At 68.1% G+C, this 19,866-nt stretch carries 17 protein-coding genes and 1 pseudogene; 16 read left to right on the top strand and 2 right to left on the bottom strand.

Annotation, left to right across the window (positions count from 1 at the left end):
- Positions 1-63: 63 nt before the first annotated feature.
- The 7 genes from WKC72_RS27665 (at position 64) to WKC72_RS27635 (ending at position 6,787) form a co-directional block, all read left to right on the top strand.
- On the top strand, positions 64-2,397 hold the full coding sequence (locus tag WKC72_RS27665; protein ID WP_174233785.1) for a Tex family protein: 2,334 nt from the start codon (positions 64-66) through the stop codon (positions 2,395-2,397).
- A gap of 74 nt (positions 2,398-2,471) precedes the next feature.
- Complete coding sequence (locus WKC72_RS27660) at positions 2,472-3,377, top strand: hypothetical protein (RefSeq protein ID WP_112299435.1); 906 nt, start codon at positions 2,472-2,474, stop codon at positions 3,375-3,377.
- 94 nt (positions 3,378-3,471) lie between these two features.
- On the top strand, positions 3,472-3,813 hold the full coding sequence (gene rplS / locus WKC72_RS27655; protein WP_005240490.1) for a 50S ribosomal protein L19: 342 nt from the start codon (positions 3,472-3,474) through the stop codon (positions 3,811-3,813).
- A gap of 81 nt (positions 3,814-3,894) precedes the next feature.
- On the top strand, positions 3,895-4,677 hold the full coding sequence (gene lepB / locus WKC72_RS27650; RefSeq protein WP_037245555.1) for a signal peptidase I: 783 nt from the start codon (positions 3,895-3,897) through the stop codon (positions 4,675-4,677).
- Positions 4,674-5,354, top strand: a complete 681-nt coding sequence (locus WKC72_RS27645; RefSeq protein ID WP_037245558.1) for a ribonuclease HII — start codon at positions 4,674-4,676, stop codon at positions 5,352-5,354. Before lepB ends, WKC72_RS27645 begins: the two co-directional genes overlap by 4 nt.
- A gap of 37 nt (positions 5,355-5,391) precedes the next feature.
- Positions 5,392-5,709, top strand: coding sequence for a DUF2469 domain-containing protein (locus WKC72_RS27640; protein ID WP_005240496.1), 318 nt, complete (start codon positions 5,392-5,394; stop codon positions 5,707-5,709).
- Between the two features lie 34 nt (positions 5,710-5,743).
- Positions 5,744-6,787, top strand: a complete 1,044-nt coding sequence (locus WKC72_RS27635) for a patatin-like phospholipase family protein (protein WP_128638949.1) — start codon at positions 5,744-5,746, stop codon at positions 6,785-6,787.
- 56 nt (positions 6,788-6,843) lie between these two features.
- Here WKC72_RS27635 and WKC72_RS27630 read toward each other — a convergent pair whose 3' ends face one another.
- Both WKC72_RS27630 and WKC72_RS27625 read right to left on the bottom strand, forming a co-directional pair.
- Positions 6,844-8,187, bottom strand: a complete 1,344-nt coding sequence (locus WKC72_RS27630; RefSeq protein ID WP_112299372.1) for an MFS transporter — start codon at positions 8,185-8,187, stop codon at positions 6,844-6,846.
- Positions 8,184-9,902: an amidohydrolase gene (locus tag WKC72_RS27625; RefSeq protein ID WP_128638948.1), complete on the bottom strand. Its 1,719-nt coding sequence runs from the start codon at positions 9,900-9,902 to the stop codon at positions 8,184-8,186. Before WKC72_RS27625 ends, WKC72_RS27630 begins: the two co-directional genes overlap by 4 nt.
- 222 nt (positions 9,903-10,124) lie before the next feature.
- Between WKC72_RS27625 and WKC72_RS27620 the strand changes: the two genes are divergently transcribed.
- The 9 genes and pseudogenes from WKC72_RS27620 (at position 10,125) to WKC72_RS27580 (ending at position 19,849) form a co-directional block, all read left to right on the top strand.
- Positions 10,125-11,027 (top strand): Lrp/AsnC family transcriptional regulator, encoded by a 903-nt coding sequence (locus WKC72_RS27620; protein ID WP_128638947.1) that lies wholly within the window; start codon positions 10,125-10,127, stop codon positions 11,025-11,027.
- 57 nt (positions 11,028-11,084) lie between these two features.
- Complete coding sequence (locus tag WKC72_RS27615) at positions 11,085-11,957, top strand: LLM class F420-dependent oxidoreductase (RefSeq protein WP_128638946.1); 873 nt, start codon at positions 11,085-11,087, stop codon at positions 11,955-11,957.
- 209 nt (positions 11,958-12,166) lie between these two features.
- Positions 12,167-12,523, top strand: a complete 357-nt coding sequence (locus WKC72_RS27610; RefSeq protein ID WP_005259362.1) for a YraN family protein — start codon at positions 12,167-12,169, stop codon at positions 12,521-12,523.
- A pseudogene (locus WKC72_RS27605) lies at positions 12,523-13,950 on the top strand (YifB family Mg chelatase-like AAA ATPase); the annotation flags it as partial. The gene WKC72_RS27610 and the pseudogene WKC72_RS27605, both read left to right, overlap by 1 nt.
- Before the next feature lie 11 nt (positions 13,951-13,961).
- Positions 13,962-15,404, top strand: coding sequence for a recombinase family protein (locus WKC72_RS27600; RefSeq protein ID WP_370180430.1), 1,443 nt, complete (start codon positions 13,962-13,964; stop codon positions 15,402-15,404).
- 168 nt (positions 15,405-15,572) lie between these two features.
- Positions 15,573-15,764 carry a helix-turn-helix transcriptional regulator gene (locus WKC72_RS27595; protein WP_370180429.1) on the top strand — a complete coding sequence of 64 codons (192 nt, stop codon included), beginning with the start codon at positions 15,573-15,575 and terminating at the stop codon, positions 15,762-15,764.
- Positions 15,761-15,883: a hypothetical protein gene (locus WKC72_RS27590; RefSeq protein ID WP_370180428.1), complete on the top strand. Its 123-nt coding sequence runs from the start codon at positions 15,761-15,763 to the stop codon at positions 15,881-15,883. Before WKC72_RS27595 ends, WKC72_RS27590 begins: the two co-directional genes overlap by 4 nt.
- Positions 15,884-16,225: 342 nt before the next feature.
- Positions 16,226-18,727 (top strand): bifunctional DNA primase/polymerase, encoded by a 2,502-nt coding sequence (locus WKC72_RS27585; protein ID WP_370180427.1) that lies wholly within the window; start codon positions 16,226-16,228, stop codon positions 18,725-18,727.
- 204 nt (positions 18,728-18,931) lie between these two features.
- Positions 18,932-19,849 (top strand): hypothetical protein, encoded by a 918-nt coding sequence (locus WKC72_RS27580; RefSeq protein ID WP_370180426.1) that lies wholly within the window; start codon positions 18,932-18,934, stop codon positions 19,847-19,849.
- Positions 19,850-19,866 lie beyond the last annotated feature (17 nt).

Raw genomic sequence — 19,866 nt, 5'->3', positions numbered from 1 at the left:
AGATTTCCGTGACGGCCTCACCGCCGACGATATTGTCCCAGAGTAGCGGTAGGGTCCATTTCCGTGACTCTCAAGACCGTGAACCAGCGCATTGCCGAGGAGCTCGACGTCCGGGAGGGACAGGTCGCGGCCGCGGTGGACCTCCTCGACGGCGGAGCCACCGTGCCCTTCATCGCCCGGTACCGCAAGGAAGTCACCGGAACGCTCGACGACGCTCAGCTCCGCCAGCTCGAGGAACGCCTGCGGTACCTGCGGGAACTGGACGAGCGCCGGGTTGCCGTGCTCGAGTCGATCGACTCGCAGGGCAAGCTCGACGACCAGTTGCGTGGGCAGATCATGACCGCCGACACGAAGGCACGCCTCGAGGACATCTACCTGCCGTTCAAGCCGAAGCGTCGCACCAAGGCGCAGATCGCCCGCGAAGCCGGTCACGAACCCGTCGCCGACGCACTGATCACCGATCCGTCCACTGATCCGGCGTCCTACACGGCCGAACAGCTCGAGGGTGCGCGCGCAATCCTCGTCGAGCGTTTCGCCGAGGACGCCGACCTGGTGGGTGAGCTCCGTGAGCTGATGTGGACCCGTGGGCAGCTGGTGTCCGCGGTCCGCAAGGGGAAGGAGACCGAGGGCGCGAAGTTCGCCGACTACTTCGAGTTCTCGGAGCCGTTCGGCAAGCTCCCGTCCCACCGGATCCTCGCGGTGCTGCGCGGCGAGAAGGAAGAGGTGCTCACGCTCACCCTGGCACCCGACACGGAGGAGCCCGTCCCCGGCGAGCCCACCGTCTACGAGGGCCGGATCGCCGGCCGGTTCGGCATCGCCGACCGCGGCAGGCCCGCAGACCGGTGGCTGCTCGACACCGTCCGGTGGGCGTGGCGCACCAAGATGATCGTCACGCTGGGCATCGACACCCGGATGCGGCTGCGACAGTCGGCGGAGAAGGACGCCGTCGACGTGTTCGCCAACAACCTGCGCGACCTGCTCCTGGCAGCACCTGCCGGTACCCGCGCCACGATGGGCCTCGACCCCGGTTTCCGGACCGGCACGAAAGTCGCGGTCGTGGACGCCACCGGCAAGGTGGTGGCCTACGACACGATCTACCCGCATCAGCCGCAGAACAAGTGGGACGCCTCCCTGGCCACCCTCGCCGGTCTCGTCGCCAAGCACGGCGTGGAGCTCATCGCGATCGGAAACGGGACCGCCTCCCGCGAGACGGATGCGCTGGCGACCGAGCTGATCGCCAAGTCGGGCGCCACCAACCTGACGAAGATCGTGGTGTCCGAGGCCGGCGCGTCCGTGTACTCGGCGTCCGCGTACGCCTCGGCGGAGCTACCCGACCTCGATGTGTCGATCCGTGGAGCAGTCTCGATCGCGCGCCGCCTGCAGGATCCGCTCGCCGAACTGGTGAAGATCGACCCGAAGTCGATCGGCGTCGGGCAGTACCAGCACGACGTGTCGGAGACGCTGCTCGCCCGTTCGCTCGGTGCCGTCGTGGAGGACGCGGTGAATGCGGTCGGCGTCGACGTGAACACGGCGTCGGTGCCGCTGCTGTCCCGCGTGTCCGGTATCGCCGGTTCGCTGGCCGAGAGCATCGTCGCGCACCGGGACCAGAATGGCCCGTTCCGCAGCCGCAAGGGACTCAAGGACGTCGCGAGACTCGGTCCGAAGGCGTTCGAGCAGTGCGCGGGCTTCCTGCGCATCCCCAACGGGGACGATCCGCTCGACGCGTCCAGCGTCCACCCCGAGGCCTACCCGGTGGTGCGCAAGATCGTCGGCGCCAGCGGCACCGGCGTGCGCGAGATCATCGGCAACACGTCGGCGCTCCGCAGCCTGAACCCGGCAGACTTCGTCGACGACCGTTTCGGCCTCCCCACGGTCACCGACATCATCGGTGAGCTCGAGAAGCCCGGCCGCGACCCCCGCCCTGAGTTCAAGACGGCTACGTTCGCGGCCGGCATCGAGAAGGTGTCGCACCTGAAGCCGGGGATGACGCTCGAGGGTGTCGTCACCAACGTGGCGGCGTTCGGCGCGTTCGTCGACATCGGCGTCCACCAGGACGGTCTCGTTCACGTGTCCGCGATGTCCCACAATTTCGTCAAGGACCCGCGCGACGTCGTGAAGTCGGGCGACGTCGTGAAGGTGAAGGTCCTCGAGGTCGACGAGGCCCGTCAGCGCATCGGGCTGACGCTGCGACTCGACGACGAGGTCGGGGCCGGCCGCAAGAACGACGGTCCCCGCAGCGGCGGGCAGCGGCAGGATCGGCGGGGCGGCGGGCAGCCGCAGGATCGGCGCGGCGGCAAGCCGCAGCAGCAGGGTGGACGCGATCGCGGGCGTGACACCCGCCCGGCGCCCGGCGGTTCGATGGCCGACGCGCTGCGGAAGGCGGGGTTCGGCAAGTAGAGAGGTCACCATCCCGACACGAGCCTCCACTTTTCGATGGAGTGACCAGTTCTTTACTGGGATAGTGGATGCCGATGTACGAATGGCTGGATCGGGAAATCGTCGGGCACGGGCGTCTGCCTCTGCTCTTTTTCCTGCTCGGGTTTCTCGCGGCTTTCCTGTTCATCCGGTTGAGCGTGCGGATGATCCGCGCCGAGGTGTCGTGGTGGCCGGGCAACGTGAAACCCGGCGGGCACCACGTCCACCACGTGGTGTTCGGTGTCGTGACGATGCTCGTGTCGGGAGTCTCCCTCATCGCCGTGTACGAGGACGGCACCCAGACCACCGGCGCCGTCCTCGCCACGTTCTTCGGGATCGGCGCCGCGCTGGTGCTGGACGAGTTCGCGCTGATCTTCTACCTGCAGGACGTGTACTGGGCGGATGAGGGCCGGACGTCGGTCGATGCGGTGTTCGTGGCGATCGCGGTGACGGGTCTGCTGCTGCTCGGACTCCGGCCGCTCGAACTGATCAACGTCACCGACTTCCGGGATTCGCCGGATCCGTGGGTGCGGGTCGCGATCGCGTTGTCGTCCGTGATCAACCTGCTGATCGCGGCGGTGGTGCTGCTGAAGGGGAAGATCTGGACCGGCCTGCTCGGCTTGTTCATCTTCCCGATCCTGCTGATCGGGGCGCTCCGATTGAGCCGGCCGAGCGCACCGTGGGCGCGGTGGCGCTACACCGCCAAGCCGAAGCGGATGCTCCGGGCACTCGAACGGGAGCGGAAGTGGCGTCGGCCCGTCATCCGGGCCAAGATCTTCGTGCAGGACTTCATCGCGGGAACTCCCAGCGCAGTACACGTGAAGGAAGCCGCGGAACACGCGAGGGTGGCGGCGGAGGTCGAACTCGACCACGTGGTGCACGCGGCGCCGCCGCCGATTTCTCTTCACCCGGTGGCGTCTGGCACAATGGACGGGTTGCCTGGACCAGGCAGCAGTACTTGATCTGGGCACGAACCAGACGAGCACCGGTGTTCTCCGAACGTCCGGGTGCCGCTCGGTTCCTCTGCTCCTGCGAAAACGCAAGGATGGAACACCGATGAACACTCTCGATTTCCTGGACAAGAAGTCCCTCCGCGACGACATTCCCGAGTTCCGTCCCGGCGACACCCTCAACGTGCACGTCAAGGTCATCGAAGGCTCGAAGGAGCGCGTGCAGGTCTTCAAGGGCGTCGTGATCCGCCGTCAGGGCGGCGGCGTCCGCGAGACCTTCACCGTCCGCAAGGTCTCCTTCGGTGTCGGCGTCGAGCGCACCTTCCCGGTCCACAGCCCGAACCTGGCGCAGATCGAGGTCGTCACCCGCGGTGACGTCCGTCGCGCCAAGCTGTACTACCTCCGCGATCTGCGTGGCAAGGCCGCCAAGATCAAGGAAAAGCGCTGACCTTTCCGATGAGCCCGGCACTGCGTACTCGCAGTGCCGGGCTAATCTGATTTCGTGACAGATTCTTCGAAGGAGCGGGCATTGTCGTCGGAATCCGAGACCACCGGCGATTCGGCCGCCACCTCCGCCGTGAACGGCGGTACGGCAGAGCCCGAGAAGAAGCCCCGCTCCTTCCTCCGCGAGTTGCCGATCCTGATTCTGGTCGCACTCGTCCTGAGTTTTCTGTTGCAGACGTTCGTCGCCCGGGTGTATCTCATTCCGTCGGAATCGATGGAACCGACGCTGCACGGGTGCGCGGGCTGCACCGGTGACCGCATCGTGGTCGAGAAGATCGGTTACCGCTTCGGTGAACCGCAACCGGGTGACGTCATCGTGTTCCGCGGCCCCGATTCGTGGTCGCAGGATTTCGTCTCCACCCGGTCCTCCAACGTGGTGATTCGCGGTGCGCAGGAACTCGGTTCCCTCGTCGGACTGGTCCCCCCGGACGAGAACGACCTCGTCAAGCGGGTGATCGCCACCGGCGGTCAGACCGTCGAATGCTGCGACGACCAGGGCCGCATCCTGGTCGACGGCAAACCGCTCGACGAGCCCTACGTCGTCATGGATTTCCCGTTCGTCCCCGGCTCGCAGGCCTGCGACACCGCGTTGAAGTCGGCACGCTGCTTCGGTCCGGTCACCGTCCCCGACGGCCACCTGTGGGTGATGGGCGACAACCGCAGCAACTCCGCGGACTCGCGGTACCACGTGGGCGACGACATGCAAGGCACCATCCCGCTCGACAACGTGATCGGTAAGGCGGTCTTCATCGCGTTGCCGCCGGCGCGGATGGGCACGATCAGCTCACCCGATATCCAGGGCAAGTGACTTCCTGGCCTCCACGCATCGTCATTCGCAGGTCGTCCGGTCTGCGGACGATGGAGTCGGCCCTGGTCCGCAGCGGTCTCGGGCCGGTGGCCGGTGTCGACGAGGCAGGCCGGGGTGCGTGCGCCGGGCCGCTCGTGGTGGCGGCCTGCGTGCTCGCACCGAAGCCGTATCCGGCGCTGGCGCGCCTCGACGATTCGAAGAAGCTCACCGAACGCACACGCGAAGAGCTGTTCCCGGCCATCACCAGGCTCGCGGTGGCGTGGAGCGTCGTATCGTTCCCGGCGGAGGAAGTCGACCGCATGGGTGTCCACGTTGCCAACATCGAGGGCATGCGGCGTGCGGTCGCTGGGCTCTCGACCACCCCTGGTTACGTTCTCACCGACGGCTTCCGCGTCCCGGGGCTGCCGGCACCGTCGCTGCCGGTGATCGGGGGCGACGGCGCGGCGGCCTGCATTGCGGCGGCGAGTGTGCTGGCCAAGGTTTCGCGTGATCGGGTGATGGTCGCGATGGACGAGACACATCCCGGTTACGGATTCGCGATCCACAAGGGGTACAACACGCCCGCGCACCTGGCGGCGCTCGAGGAGCTGGGCCCGTGCCCGGAGCACCGCCGCTCGTGGTCGAACGTCGCGGCGCTGCTACACCGAGTGGATAACAGTTCCGGAAGTGCGAGATGATGACAATTCACACCAGAGCAGGAGGACTCCGAGACCGATGAGTGCCGAGGATCTCGAGAAGTACGAAACCGAGATGGAGCTGTCGCTCTACCGCGAGTATCGGGACATCGTCGGTCAGTTCTCCTATGTCGTGGAGACCGAGCGCCGGTTCTATCTGGCCAACTCGGTGGAGTTGCTGCCGCACAACGCGGACGGAGAGATCTACTTCGAGCTGCGTATGTCCGATGCGTGGGTGTGGGACATGTACCGTCCCGCGCGTTTCGTGAAGTATGTCCGGGTCATCACGTTCAAGGACGTGAACATCGAGGAACTCGACAAGCCGGACCTGCGGCTCCCGGACAACGGTCTGTCCTGACAGTCCGGAGTTCTCGTCCGCGTACGATCATCCGATGACCGGACCGAGGCGCGTTGCGCTGGCTCTGGGGAGCGGCGGTGCGCGGGGGTACGCCCACATCGGAGCGATCCAGGTACTCGAAGAGCGCGGATTCGAGATCGTCGGTGTCGCAGGATCGTCGATGGGTGCCCTCGTCGGTGGACTCCACGCCGCGGGCAAGCTCGACGACTTCACCCGGTGGGCGATCAGCCTCACCCAGCTCGACGTCGTGCGGCTTCTCGACCTGTCGGTGTCCGCACCCGGAGCCATCCACGCCGAGAAGATCCTGCAACGGGTCAGAGAAATGCTCGGTGAGATCCGCATCGAAGACCTTCCGATTCCGTATACGGCCGTGGCCACCGATCTCGCCGCGGGCCGGTCGGTGTGGTTCCAGCGAGGACCCGTCGACGCGGCCATCCGTGCGTCGATCGCCATCCCAGGCGTCATCACGCCGTATGTGCTCAACGGCCGGGTACTCGCCGACGGTGGGGTGCTCGACCCTCTGCCGATGGCGCCGCTCGTCTCCGTGAGCGCCGACCTGACCGTCGGGATCAGCCTGAGCGCCGAGGACAGGGACGGCCGCTCCCTCGCACCGGAGAACGTCAGCGCGGACTCGCGGCCGGTGGACGAGTGGGTGGCACGGTTCCGCCGGAGCGCCGCGCAGCTGCGTGACCTGGACATCGTGCGGTCGGTCGTCGGACGGTTCGGCGCCGCCCACACCGATCCGGATCCGTCGGACGAGCAGGACGACCAGGTGATCGGCGATCAGACCGTGGTCGAGGGCGACGCCGTGGCCGTCCCGAAGTTCAGCCGGTTCGCGGTGATGAACCGTTCGCTCGACGTGATGCAGGCGACGTTGGCTCGCTATCAGCTCGCTGCGTACCCACCGGACGTGCACGTTCGGGTGCCCCGGAACGCGTGCCGCAGTCTCGACTTCCATCGTGCCGCCGAGATGATCGAACTGGGTCGGGTTCTCACCGGGAGTGCGCTCGACGACGCCGGTCTCGTCTCGCCGGCAGCCGCTGTGTCTCCGGCAGATTCGGACGGCCGGCCCACCTGACAGGGGGAAGGGCCGGTGCTGCGCACGCAGCACCGGCCCTTCCCGTCACGGGGTTGTCAGCTCGAGGCCGGAGCCCGGGCGGCGCCCAGGTCGCCCACCGATTGTTCGGACTCGCCGTCGACGTGATCGACGTGCTGCGGCGCTACGAGCAGGCAGAGAATGCTGACCGCGCACATTCCGATCAGGAGGCCGATCACCGGCCACACGCTGCCGGTGGCCTGGTACATGAGCGTGGACACCAACGGCGACAGTCCACCGAAGATCGCGCCCGCGCCCTGGTAGGCGAGAGAGATGCTGGTGTACCGGGCCTGCGGCCGGAACATCTGCGACAGAACCGCCGCGATCGGACCGTACGTCGCGGCCAGGACGAGCCGCATGACGGCGAACGTCAGGAAGATCAGGACCACCGACCCGGACTTCAGGACCAGGAACTGTGGTGCCGCGAGCACCGCGACGGCCAGCAACCCGTAGATCACCACGCGGATCCGGCCGACCTTGTCGCCGAGCCACGCCACCCCGAGCGTGGCGATCAGCTCCACCACCGCGGCGACGCTGAGCGCGTTGAGGACGAGCGTTTCGGACAGCCCGACGTCCGGGTCGGTGGCGTACGCCGTGATGAATGTCGTCACGAGGTAGTAGCCACCCACCGCGACGGGCAGGATGCCCATCCCGAGCAGGATCGGGCGCCAGTTGGTGACGATGGCGTACTTCAGCGGCAGCGCTTCGGGTTCGGTCCCCGTCTGCACCTCGGACTCGAAGACGGGAGATTCCTCCACCTTCAGTCGCACCAGCAGCCCCACACCGATCAACAGCGCCGAGCACAGGAACGGCAGCCGCCACGCCCAGTCCCGCAGGGCGTCGTCGCCGAAGGTCGAGAGGACACTGAAGAACCCGGTGGCGAGAAGCGCGCCGGCGGGGTTACCCAGCTGTGCGAATCCGCCGTAGAACGTCTTCTTGTCCTCCGGCGCGTGTTCGACGGCCATCAGCACGGCGCCGCCCCATTCGCCGCCCACCGCGAAGCCCTGCACGAAGCGCAGCATCACGAGCAGCAGCGGCGCCCAGAACCCGATCTGCGCGTATGTCGGGAGTGCGCCGATCAGGAACGTGCCCGCGCCCATCAGGGTGAGCGTCACGACGAGCGCCGTCCGTCGGCCGACCCGGTCGCCGACGTGTCCGAAGACGATGCCGCCGAGTGGGCGGGCGAAGAAGCCCACCGCGTAGGTGGCGAACGCGGCGGCGATGCCGGTCAGGCGGTCGGTGTCGGAGGGGAAGAAGATCTCACCGAACACCAGGGCCGCCGCCGTGGCGTACACGTAGAAGTCGTACCACTCGATGGTGGTGCCGACGAAGGCCGCGAAACCCGCCTTGCGGGCCTTCGCGATCTGAATGTCGTGACTCATGACTGATCCTCGGTGGTTGCAGTGGTCGAGAATAGGTCGCTGCGGGTGGAATGCGCCAATTCGCCGTCGATCCAGGTTTCCCGGACCTCGATGTCGGCGATGGCGTGCGGGTCGACGGTGAGAGGGTCGGCGCCGAGAACCACGAAATCGGCGCGCTTGCCGGGGGAGATGCTGCCGAGCTCGGATTCCCGTCCGAGTGCGCGGGCCCCGTTCAGTGTGTGCGCGGTGAGGGCCTGCGCGGCGGTCAGTCGCAACGCGTTCGAGCCGAGTTGATGTCCCTGCCGGGTGATGCGGGTGACGGCGGCCTGGATCGCCTCGAGTGGTTTGGGCTCGGCGACGGGCGCGTCGGAACTGATCGTGACCGGCACGTCGGCCTCGACGAATTCGCCCAGGGGATTGAAACGCTCACCCGGGGTGCCGATGGCCGCGGTCACGCCCTCGCCCCAGTTGTAGTAGTGCTGCGGCTGGTTGACGGGGTACACACCGAGTGTGTGCATCCGCGTGATCTGCTCGGGGGTCGGCAATCCGCAGTGCTCGATGCGGTGGCGGGCATCGGCGTCGGGATGCGCGTTCTGCGCGGCCTCGATCGCGTCGAGGACCATGTCGATCGCGGTCGGCGACTGCGCGTGGGTCGCCGTCTGCAGGCCGACGGCGTGTGCCTTCGCGATCAGCGCCGCGTAGTCGGCGGGCTCGTGATAGAGCTGTCCGGTCCGGCACGGGTCGCCCACGTACCCGTCCGGGAAATACGCGGTCCATCCGCCGAGAGTGCCGTCGGCGTAGAACTTGATCCCCCCGAACGCGAGTCGTGAGTTGCCGAACGCACCGTGCAATCCGGTGTCGAGCGCGTGATCGAGCAGGTGGCTGAGCAGGTACATGCTCACGCGGGTCTCGAGCCGGCCCTGCTCCGCCAGGCGCAGGTACATGTCGAATTCGCGCCGCGTCACCTGGCAGTCGCCGATCGTGGTGACGCCGCCCTCCAGGAACTTCTCCTGCGCCACGGAGAGCTGCCGCAGATGCTCCTCGGGTTCGTCCTCGAGGTGGAAGTTCGGGCCGTGATGACCGACCTTGACGCCGTTGACGCCGGTGAGGATGTTGCAGGCGGCGTCGGACAGTTCTCCGGTCAGTTCGCCGTCCGCGTCGCGGAAGAACTCGCCGCCGGGCGGATTCGGGGTGTCGCGGGTGACGCCGTGGAGTTCGAGGGTGAAGGTGTTGACGACGCCGCCGTGGCCGCTGGCGTTCATCAGGTACACCTCGCGGTCGGTACCGACCCGGTCGAGTTCCTCCTTCGTGGGGTGACGGCCCTCGACGAGGTTGCGGTGCTCGTAGCCGTACCCGCGCACGGGTATCCCCGCAGGCTGGTTCCGGGCCGCCTCCTGCAGAAGCGCGACGATCTCGGGAATGGTGTGCGCCTTCTCGGGTCCGCAGTCCACCCAGCTGAGCATCTGGCCGTACATCAGGGGGTGGGCGTGCGGATCGACGAACCCGGGCACGACGGTCGCGCCGGCGAGATCGATGACGTCCGTGGTCCGGGTGCCGATCCGCCGCGCCTCCTCACGACATTCCGCGACGGTGCCGACGGCGGCGAACCGATTGCCGTAGACGAGGAAGGCCTCGGCGCCCTCGGTGTCTGCGTCCACGGTGCGGAGCGTGCCACCGGTGAAGACGGTGGCGGTGGCGTCGAGCGGGGACGCCTCGTGGTGAAACAACTTGCGCATGGGGATCCTTCGAAATGGTGGTGTGGGTCACGTTCCGGTTGGGAGGGAAATTACGCCGTGACCAGGGGCTGCGCAATACATCAAAGTTTCGGATCCTGTGTTGTGCGGCGAATGTGTTCGGCTTCTAAAGCAGATCCGCACTGATTCGCAGAATCTGGTGATGTGTGCGATTCTTCTTCTCTGTCGGGAGTGCAGAAAGAAATCGAGAAACTTCGGGGCATCATGAGTGTCGAACTGGATTCCAAGCTCATCGCGGCGTTGCAGTCGAATGGTCGCGCGACCTATCGGGAGCTCGCCGCGACCGTGGGCGCACCCCGCGCCGCGGTGTCCACGCGCGTGCAGACACTGCTCGACACCGGCACGGTGAGTGTCGTTGCCGTCGCCCACCCCGAGTTGCTGGGCCTCAAGGCGATGGCACACGTGTCCGTCGCCGTGTCGGGGCCGGTGGGTCCGGTGGCCGAGGCGCTCGGCGCGTCGGAGGCGGCCGTCTACATTTCCGCCGTGAGCGGGCAGTACAACATCATCGCCGAACTGCGCGTCCCCAGTCAGCGGGACCTCTACGACGCCATCGCCACGATCCGTGCGGAACCCGGTGTCCGCACCGTCAACACGCTGTTCTACGCCGATGTCATCAAGGGAATCTTCATGCCCAAGAGCGCGTTACGGGCCGACGTTCGACTGGACGCGAAAGACGTCGCGCTCATCGAGTTGCTGGAACGGAACGGACGGATGCCGTTTCTGGAACTGGCCGAGCGCACCGGGCTCTCGCCCAGTGCGGCACGGAATCGAGTGAACCATCTGATCGACAGCACCGCGTTGCGCGTCGGAGCGGTCGTGAAGCGCCGCGGCGGCGGCAGAACCCTCGCGATGGGCATCGGTGTCAGCCTCGGATCGCGGGACCGGGAGGCGTGCGCGCAGATCGAGGCCCTGCCGGGTATCGAGTTCCTGGCGCGGACGCTCGGCAGATTCGACCTGATCGGCACGGTCGCCGCCGATTCGTCGGGTGACCTCTACTCCCTCGCCGAGCACATCCGGACGATCGACGGTGTGATGGCCTTGGAGACCTGGACGCACCTCGAGGTGTTCAAGGAGCACTACGCCCGCAGCCTCGACGTCCGCGGCTAGGAGCGCGCGTCCCGGAAGTCAGCCACTTCGGCCGGGCAACTGTGAGACGATCGGCCGATGCGCCTCGGGTTGCACGCACTCGGGATCGGTACCGGCGCTCGTCGCGCGGTGATCGACTCGGTTGCAGTTGCCGCCGAAAACAGCGGATTCGCCACGCTGTGGGCCGGCGAGCACGTCGTGATGGTGGACCGGTCGGAGTCGCGGTATCCGTACGCGGACGACGGCCGGATCGCGGTCCCCGCCGTCGCGGATTGGCTCGACCCGATGATCGGGCTGAGCTTCGCCGCCGCTGCCACCCACACGATCGGCGTGGCCACCGGTGTGTTGCTGCTGCCCGAACACAATCCCGTCATGATGGCCAAGCAGGCGGCGACGTTGGATCTGATGAGTGGTGGCCGGCTGACGCTCGGTGTCGGCATCGGCTGGTCCAGGGAAGAATTCGCGGCGCTCGGTATTCCGTTCGAGGGCCGTGGCGAGCGGGCCGCCGAATACGTCGCGGCGATGCGCACGTTGTGGCGTGACGACGTCGCGACGTTCGAGGGTGAGTTCGTCCGCGTCGATTCGGTGCGGGTCAATCCGAAACCCGTGCGCGATCGCCGGATTCCGGTCGTGCTCGGCGGCAACAGCGACGCGGCGCTCCGCCGGGTCGCGGCATGGGGCGACGGCTGGTACGGGTTCAACCTGGACGGCGTCGCGGCCGTCTCCGAACGGATCCAGAAGATGAAGGCACTGTGCCGGGACGCGGGGCGTGACCCCGAGGAGCTGCGCCTGGCGGTCGCCCTGCGCGAGGTGGATCCCGCCGACGTCGAGGCGCTGGTCGATGCGGGAGTCGACGAACTCGTCCTCGTCGAGTCGCCGCCCGACGATCCCGGTGAGGCCGCCGAGTGGGTAGCGTCTCTCGCGCGCCGCTGGATGCCCGCGGTCGGCTGACCGTTCGATTACCGACTTGACAGCCCTGGCCTGGTCCTTTGGGGTGAACACTTCCTCCTGAGCGGCGAGTTGTCCACAACGTGCGCTTCATGCACAGCCCAATTCGTTCGCCCAGTTCGAGGGCATCTTCCGGAATTCGCGTCGGGCACGGTGGTGCGAGAGGCGCGGTTCGCATCGGTGGGCCGCCGGGGGACGGGGTGGAGGCTGCTGTGGCGCACAATCTCGCGCTTGGAGCGCATGGGGAGGATCTGGCCGCCCGGTATCTCACCGAGGCGGGCATGGAGATCGTCGACCGGAACTGGCGATCTCGGTACGGCGAAGTCGATCTCATTGCGGCAGAGGGAGACTGGCTCGTCTTCGTCGAGGTGAAGACCCGCCGCGGCCTGGGGTACGGCAGTCCGGCCGAGGCGGTGACGTTCTCGAAACAGCGCAGGATCCGCCTGCTGGCCGTCGAGTGGTTGCGGGACTCCGGCCGGCACTGGTCGCGGGTGCGGTTCGACGTGGTCGCGATCATGATCGGACACGGTCCGCAGCCCCAGATCGAACACGTCCGGGATGCGTTCTGATGGCACTGGGGCGAGCACACTCGGTGGCGGTGACCGGGGTCGACGGTCAACTGGTCGAGATCGAGGCGGATATCGGCCGCGGGCTTCCGGCTGTGCATCTGGTCGGGCTGCCGGACACCGCACTGCAGGAGGCCCGGGACCGGATCAGGGCCGCGGTGGCGAATTCGGGCGAGGAGTGGCCGGATTCGAAGGTGATCCTCGCGCTGTCGCCGGCGACGCTGCCGAAAGTCGGGTCGGTCTACGATCTCGCGCTCGTCGCTGCCGTGCTGGATGCAGCCAAGCAGGTGAAGCGGCAGCGGCTGCGCGAGACCGTTCTGCTCGGAGAACTGGCGCTGGACGGGCGGCTCCGGTCGGTGCGCGGGATTCTGCCCGCGGTGCTCGCGGCGAAGAATGCCGGGTGGGCAACGGTGGTGGTCCCGGTGCAGTCGCTGCCCGAGGCGGGTCTGGTCGGTGGAGTCGAGGTGCTCGGCGCGCACGACCTGCGGGCGGCGATCGCGTGGCTGCGGGAGGAGCGAGACCTCGAGTATCCGGAGCCGGTGCAGTGGGTCGCGCAACCGGTGCGCGCCGATCTGAGCGAGGTGGTGGGTCAGGCCGAGGCACGCTGGGCCATCGAGGTGGCGGCGGCCGGTGCGCACCACCTGATGCTCACCGGCCCACCCGGCGTGGGGAAGACGATGCTGGCGCAACGACTTCCCGGAGTTCTACCGCCGCTCACCGAGAGCGAATCGCTCGAGGTGACGGCAATCCACTCCGTAGCCGGGCTCCTGCCGCCCGAGCGTCCCCTCATCGACGTGCCGCCGTTCATCGCACCCCACCACACCGCGTCCGTGAGCGCGCTCGTCGGCGGTGGAAGCGGTGTCGCGAAGCCCGGAGCCGTCAGTCGCGCTCACCGTGGGGTGCTGTTTCTCGACGAGTGCGCCGAGATCGGAACCAAGGTGCTCGAAGCCCTGAGGACCCCACTCGAGGACGGGGAGGTGCGTATCGCGCGACGGGACGGGGTCGCCCGCTATCCGGCGCGCTTCCAGCTGATCCTCGCGGCCAATCCGTGCCCGTGCGCGCCCGCACGGGAAGCCGACTGTGTGTGCGCACCCACTGCGCGGCGTCGCTACCTCGGGAAACTGTCGGGACCGCTGATGGACCGCGTGGATCTGCGCGTGCGGATGCACGCCGTCGCGACCGGGGCGTTCATCGACGAGGTCGGGGAGAGCACCGAGGACGTCCGGCAGCGGGTGGCCGAGGCGCGGGCCGCCGCCGGGGAGCGGTGGAGCGACTACGGGTGGCGCACCAATGCGGAGGTGCCTGGGCCCGCCCTGCGGCAGAAGTTCCGGTTGGCGCGGCCCGCGCTGGCGCCCGTGGAACGCGCGCTGCGGAAGGGGCTGATCACGGCCCGAGGTGCCGATCGGGCGTTGCGAGTCGCCTGGACCGTATGATCGCAGTTATGAGAGTGGCGGCCTACCTGCGGCAATCCATGGACCGAGACGGCAACGAGTACGGCGTCGACCGCCAACGCGGTGACGTCGAAACACTTGCGGCACAACGTGGGTGGACGATCGTCGAGTGGTTCATCGACAACGACGTCTCGGCCACGTCCCGCAAGCCGAGGCCCCGGTTCGAGGACATGTTGCGCCTCGTCGACGAGGGCGGCGTCGACGTCATCGTGGCCCGCCACATGGACCGACTGTTACGCAAGCTGGCCGAACTCGAACACGTGATGGACCGGTGCAAGCCTCATGGCGTCACCGTCGTCACGACGTCCGACGGTGTGGACACCTCGACCGACGGGGGCCGCCTCGTGGCCCGGATCCTGGCGTCGGTGGGCCAAGGTGAGGTCGAACGCAAGTCGGCCCGCCAGCGGTCGGCGGTGGCGCAGGCGGCCACGCAGGGCCGGTGGGTGGGTGGCCGCCGGGCGTTCGGTTACGAGGGCGACGGGGTGACGATCCGTGAGAGCGAGGCCACCGCAATCCGTGAGGGCTACGCGGCGATCCTGGCGGGGGAACCGGTCACGGCGGTGGCGCGCGCGTGGAACGCGGCGGGCCTGTCGTCCACGCAGAACAAACGGGACGGCACCCCGAACACGTGGGCGCGCGAGGGTGCCCGTGACGTCCTACTCAACCCACGCAACGCGGGCCTGCGCCGCCACCGCCCCGAGGGGTCGAATGGCGCGTTTCGCAAGGACCCCGAGGCGTTCGTCGTGGGCCGCGCCGAGTGGCCCGGCATCGTCGACGAGGACACCTGGCGGGCGGCGGTGCGCGTACTCGTCTCACCCGACCGGCGGCGGGAACCGCTCAACGCGCAGGCTCTACTCACCGGTGTGGCCCGGTGCGGGGCGTGCAACGACGGGGCCTCGGTCCACACCGGGGGAGCGCGGCGGCACTATCGGACGTACCGGTGCCGACAGCGCCCCGGCCACCTGGCCCGCAAGGCGGATCCGATCGAGGAATACGTCGAGGCCGTGATCGTCGAACGGTTGTCGCGTCCCGACGCCCTCGAGGTGTTCGCGCCCGAGGTCGAGGAATCGACCCGTGACCTGTCCGCCGAGGCCGATACCCTGCGCCGCCGCCTCAAGGCCCTGGCGATCGACTACGCCGACGACGCGATGACCCGTGAACAGTTCCGCGCCGTCAACGACCGCGTGCGCACGCGCTTGGCGGAACTCGAGTCCGACATGGCCAACGCCGGGGCCGCCGACCTCGTGGCCCCGCTCGTCACGAGTGGCGACGTGGCGGCGGCGTGGGCCGACCTGACGACCCCGCGCAAGCGGGCCGTGATCGACGCCCTGGTCACCGTCACGTTGCACCCGTTGGGCCGTGGCCGCCACTCGTTTACGGCCGAGTCGTTCGCCGCCACGATCGGGATTGATTGGCTCAACGTTGATGCATAATCAAGTGACACAACGGATTTCGGTAGTTGCGGTCTAGTCGTAACCGCTGTACCGTCTGAATCAAGCGCACCGGTTCGAGGTTGATACGCCAACGGTGCCGAGGTGAGAGCCCTCCAAACGAAATCACGGAAACGCCTACCTGTCCGTGACTCGTTTGGAGAATCCGCAATGGCGACCAACGCCCCCACCCGCCGACTCGTGTCGCTCACCGAGGCCGGTCGGTACCTCAACACCAGCAAGGCCACGGTGTGGCGACGCGTGGCCGACGGCACCCTTACCGGCCACCGCCTCGGTCCTCGTACCGTGCGCGTCGATCTCAACGAGGTCGACCGCGTGTTCGGCCTCGGCGGTGCCGAGTGACCCCCGAAATGGCTGCCGTCGTGCGCGCCGTCGTCGACAAGGCCCCGCCGCTCACTCCGGCTCAACGTGACCGCCTGCGCGTTCTCATTGCAGCCAGGGCCAAGGCGGTGGCGTCGTGATCACCGCGTACACCGTCCTCGGCATCGTGGCCGCGTGGTGGGGTTACGTCGCCAGCTACGGCCACACCCCACCGCAGTGATCGACACGCCCCATCTGCCCGCCAGGCAGGGCCTACGGCCCCCTAGAAACGCCTCTGCCCCGGGGGACCAACCCGAGGCAAAGGCCGAGCAGATAGGAACTCAGATGACGTCACAAGCGTACGTCAAGAGACCGTGGTCGATCCTGCCCGATTGCCCCGAGTGCGGGTGGGCAAGCATCGTGCAGGAACGCGATTGGCTGCGGGATCACCGGTGGGTATTCGAGTCCCGTCACGCCGCTACGTGCACCAAGGCGGTGGCGTCATGAACGCCGACGACGTTCTCGGATCCCGCGCGCCGGGCGATAAGACGGACCTCGGGGGGTACGTGCGGGCACTGGCCGAGGCCGGTTTGCACATCGTGCTCGTCGAGCCGAACGCCAAGGCCCCGTTGGATATGCGCTCACCTGCGGCACGCCGCGAGGACGACGAGGTGGCGCAGGCCGCCGCCAAGGCCGCCGGTAACCCCCGGTGGGTCAACGTGCGGTCGTCCGCAGGCGTCCACCTGGCCACGACGGATACGGGCCGCCTCGACGCCTACGTGGCCGCCGCAGGCAAGCGGTACGGCGTCGACACGGTGAACCTCGGGGTCGAGGTCGGCCGGTCCCGCCTCGTCGTGGTCGACGCCGACAACGGGGCCGACGTCGAGGCGTTCCAAGCCGCTCACGCCGCCGAGGCCGGGGAGACGATCACCCCGACGGTGGACACGCCGGGCAAGCGTGACGCCTCGGGAACGTGGGTGCACAAGGACGGCGGGCACTTTTGGTTCACCGTGCCCGAGGGCGTCGAGTTGCCCGAGGGCACCGGCGCGTACACCGTCGACGGGTGGACGGCGTACTACGCCAACCGCCAGGTACTCATGCCGCCCTCGTCCCGCGACGAGGGGCCGTACGCGTGGCGCGGGGGTATCCGTCCCCTGCCGACGTGGTTGCACGCCAGGATCACCGCACAGGCCGACGTACGCACCGCCAAGGCCGCCGAACGCACCGGCAATTCACCGATCGACGCGTGGGCGTCCGTGACACCGTGGGCCGACTTGTTGGCCGCCGACGGGTGGGCGGCGTCGGGGCGCGTCTCGACGTGCGGTTGCCCCGAGTGGACCGCACCGGGGCCGCACGACAGCCGCAAATCGGCCACCGCCCACGAGGTGGGGTGCACCGAGGGCAGATTCGACGCCGCCAACGGACACGCCCCGTTGCACGTGTGGACCGACAACCCACCCGCCGGGTTGCGGGGCGGGGGCACCTACTCGAAAGCGCAGTACGTGGCCGCCGTACGTCACGACGGTGACCTCGACGCCGCGTGCACCGCACTCGGGATCCCGTACTCGGACGAGGCGGGAGCGACATGGGACGTGGCCGAGGCGGTCCTCGACGTGCCGGTGACCTCGACCGACCCGCACGACCCCGAGTTGATGCGCCAGGTATTCGAGTTCTCGCCGGTGACGGCGCACATTCTCGAACAGGCCCGGATCCGCCTCGTTGGCCCGTGGTCGGCCCTGTTGGTGGCCCTGGCCCACGCCACCGTGTTGACGCCGTGGTGGGTGCGCCTGCCCGCCATTGTCGGCGGTGACGCGTCGATCAACTCGCTGGTGGCCCTCGTCGGGGGTTCGGGTGCAGGTAAGGGGATCAGTGCCGGGGGCGGGGGTAAGCCGATCCTGTCGTGGCCTCGTGATCCCTCCGTGGACGACGGCCTAATCGACGCCGGGCAAACCGTCGACGACGCCCTCACGCCGATCACCGTCGGTTCGGGTGAGGCCCTGGCCACGCTGTTTCGGGACTGGCGCAAGGTGCCGCACACCGACGAGGACACCGGCAAGGTCACCGAGCGGTTGAAACTCGTCACGATCCGGCGGGCGGCGTGGGTGGACTTCTCGGAAATCGACCAAGTGACGGCCCTCATGCGCCGTGAATCGTCGACGTTGAGTAGCGAACTGCGCAAGCTGTGGGACGGCAAAGCCCTTGGGGTACACACCAAGTCGGTCGAACGCCGGTCCGAGGTGGCCGCGTTCACCTACCGGGCGGCGGTGACGTTCGGCGTACAGCCCGAGCGGGCCGAACCGTTGCTTGCGGGTGAGGACGGCGGACTGCCGCAACGCCTCGTGTGGGTGTCCACGTCCGATCCGGCGGTGCCCGACGAGGACGACGGGGTGCCGGACACGTTGCCAATTCCGGCACCCTCGTGGAAGCGCACGGGCGACGACGAGTACGTGTACATGGGCGTGACCGAGGCGGTGCGGAAACAGATTCGGGCCGATCGGCGGGCGGTACAGCGTGAGGCCGCCGGTGCCCTCACCGGGATCGACGCGCACCGCAACCTCGTACGCCTCAAGCTGGCGGCGGCGGTGGCCGTCCTGCACGGCCGCGCCGACGTGTCCGATGACGATTGGGAACTTGCGGGCCTGTTGCTCGAGCACAGCGACCGGGTGCGGGCGGCGGTACGCAAGTCGATCACCACAGCCCACAAGGCCGCACACGAGGCCCGTGGGGCCGCCGACGTGCACCGCGCCGAGGGCGAACGGGCGACACGGGATAAGGCAATCGAGGCGGCGGCGGTGTCGATTCACGGGTACCTGTCCAAGCGCAAGGGGACGGTGTTCACGGCGCGCGATATCAAGGCGTCGGGCAAGCCCGGTAGCCCTTGGCGGCTCTACTGCGCCGAGGCCCTGGCGGTCCTCGTCGATGAGGGTGCCGTGGCACACGGCCCCGACTCGCACACCAAGACAACCACCTATCAGTGGAACGCCGACCGAGGGGCCGACTCATGACGATGTGTGGACCCGTGGACCCTACGGGGGTCTGTCTGAGAAACGGTTAATTCTGCCTCACCCGTGATTCATATAAATACATACATTTACCTGGGGTTTTGCGGTTCGAGGGCCGTGGCCACCGATCGACTCAAATCCCACGGGGTCGAGGGTCCACGGGTCCACGGGTCCACACTTCGCCCCCACCAACGAGAGGGACCGACCATGAGCGCAGTGAGTGAGTCCGTCACCGGGATCAAGGTCACCGGGATCAACGGCACCGTGTTCGATCTCGTCAACGGCACCGAGGGGGTCGTACTCACGGCGGGCCTTGGCGGTGTCTTGTTGCCGTCGTTCCACCGCCAGGACACCCGGACGGCGCGGGCACCGGGGCGACGTGTCGGCGGCATCAAGTGGGATCCGTCGACCCTGCGGGCACAGGTGACCGTTGCCGACACGTGGCAGAGCCGCCCCGACGGCCGGTTCCGCAAGGGTGCCGCGTGGGTGGACCTCGACCGGACGTTCAAAGGGGCGTTCTCACCCCTGGCGTCGTCCCTCGTCACCGTGTCGGCACCGAACGGCCCTCGGACCCTCCGGGGACGTCTCGAGGGACTACAGGACGTCACCGACGACGGCCCCATGCGAGACGTACACGGCCGCGCCGACTATGAACTCACTCTCGGGGCCGATCACCCGTTCTGGCAGGGTGCGCCGGTCGTGTACGACTTCCCGTACTCGGACACCGGCGGGGGCAACTACTACGGGCCGACCAACGCCGCCCCGCCGTTCGTGATCTCACGGGCCAACGCGCTGGCCTCGGCCACCGTCCTCAATCCCGGTGAGGTTCCGGCGTATCCGACGTGGGAGATCACCGGCCCCGCACAGGCCACCGTCGGGGTGGGCGATCACGTCACCGAGGTCGAGGCCCTGGCCACCGGCCAACGCCTCACGATCGTCACCGACCCCAACGGCATGGCCGCCACCGACGGGGACGGTAACCGGGCGTGGTTGTTGCTGCGGACGTGGGATTTCGCCGCCCTACCGGCCGGTGAGTCCTCGACAGTCCTGGCCAGCATCGTGAGCGGCGGCCCCGGCGCGAGTATCCGCATGACCTTTGCACCCAACTACCTGTCCTGGCAGTAACCACCATCGAAGGGATC

The organism is Rhodococcus wratislaviensis, assembly GCF_041228765.1.
Lineage (GTDB): Bacteria > Actinomycetota > Actinomycetes > Mycobacteriales > Mycobacteriaceae > Rhodococcus_F > Rhodococcus_F wratislaviensis.
The sequence above is the reverse complement of the archived record's forward strand: the minus strand, read 5'-3'. Positions and strand labels throughout refer to the sequence as shown.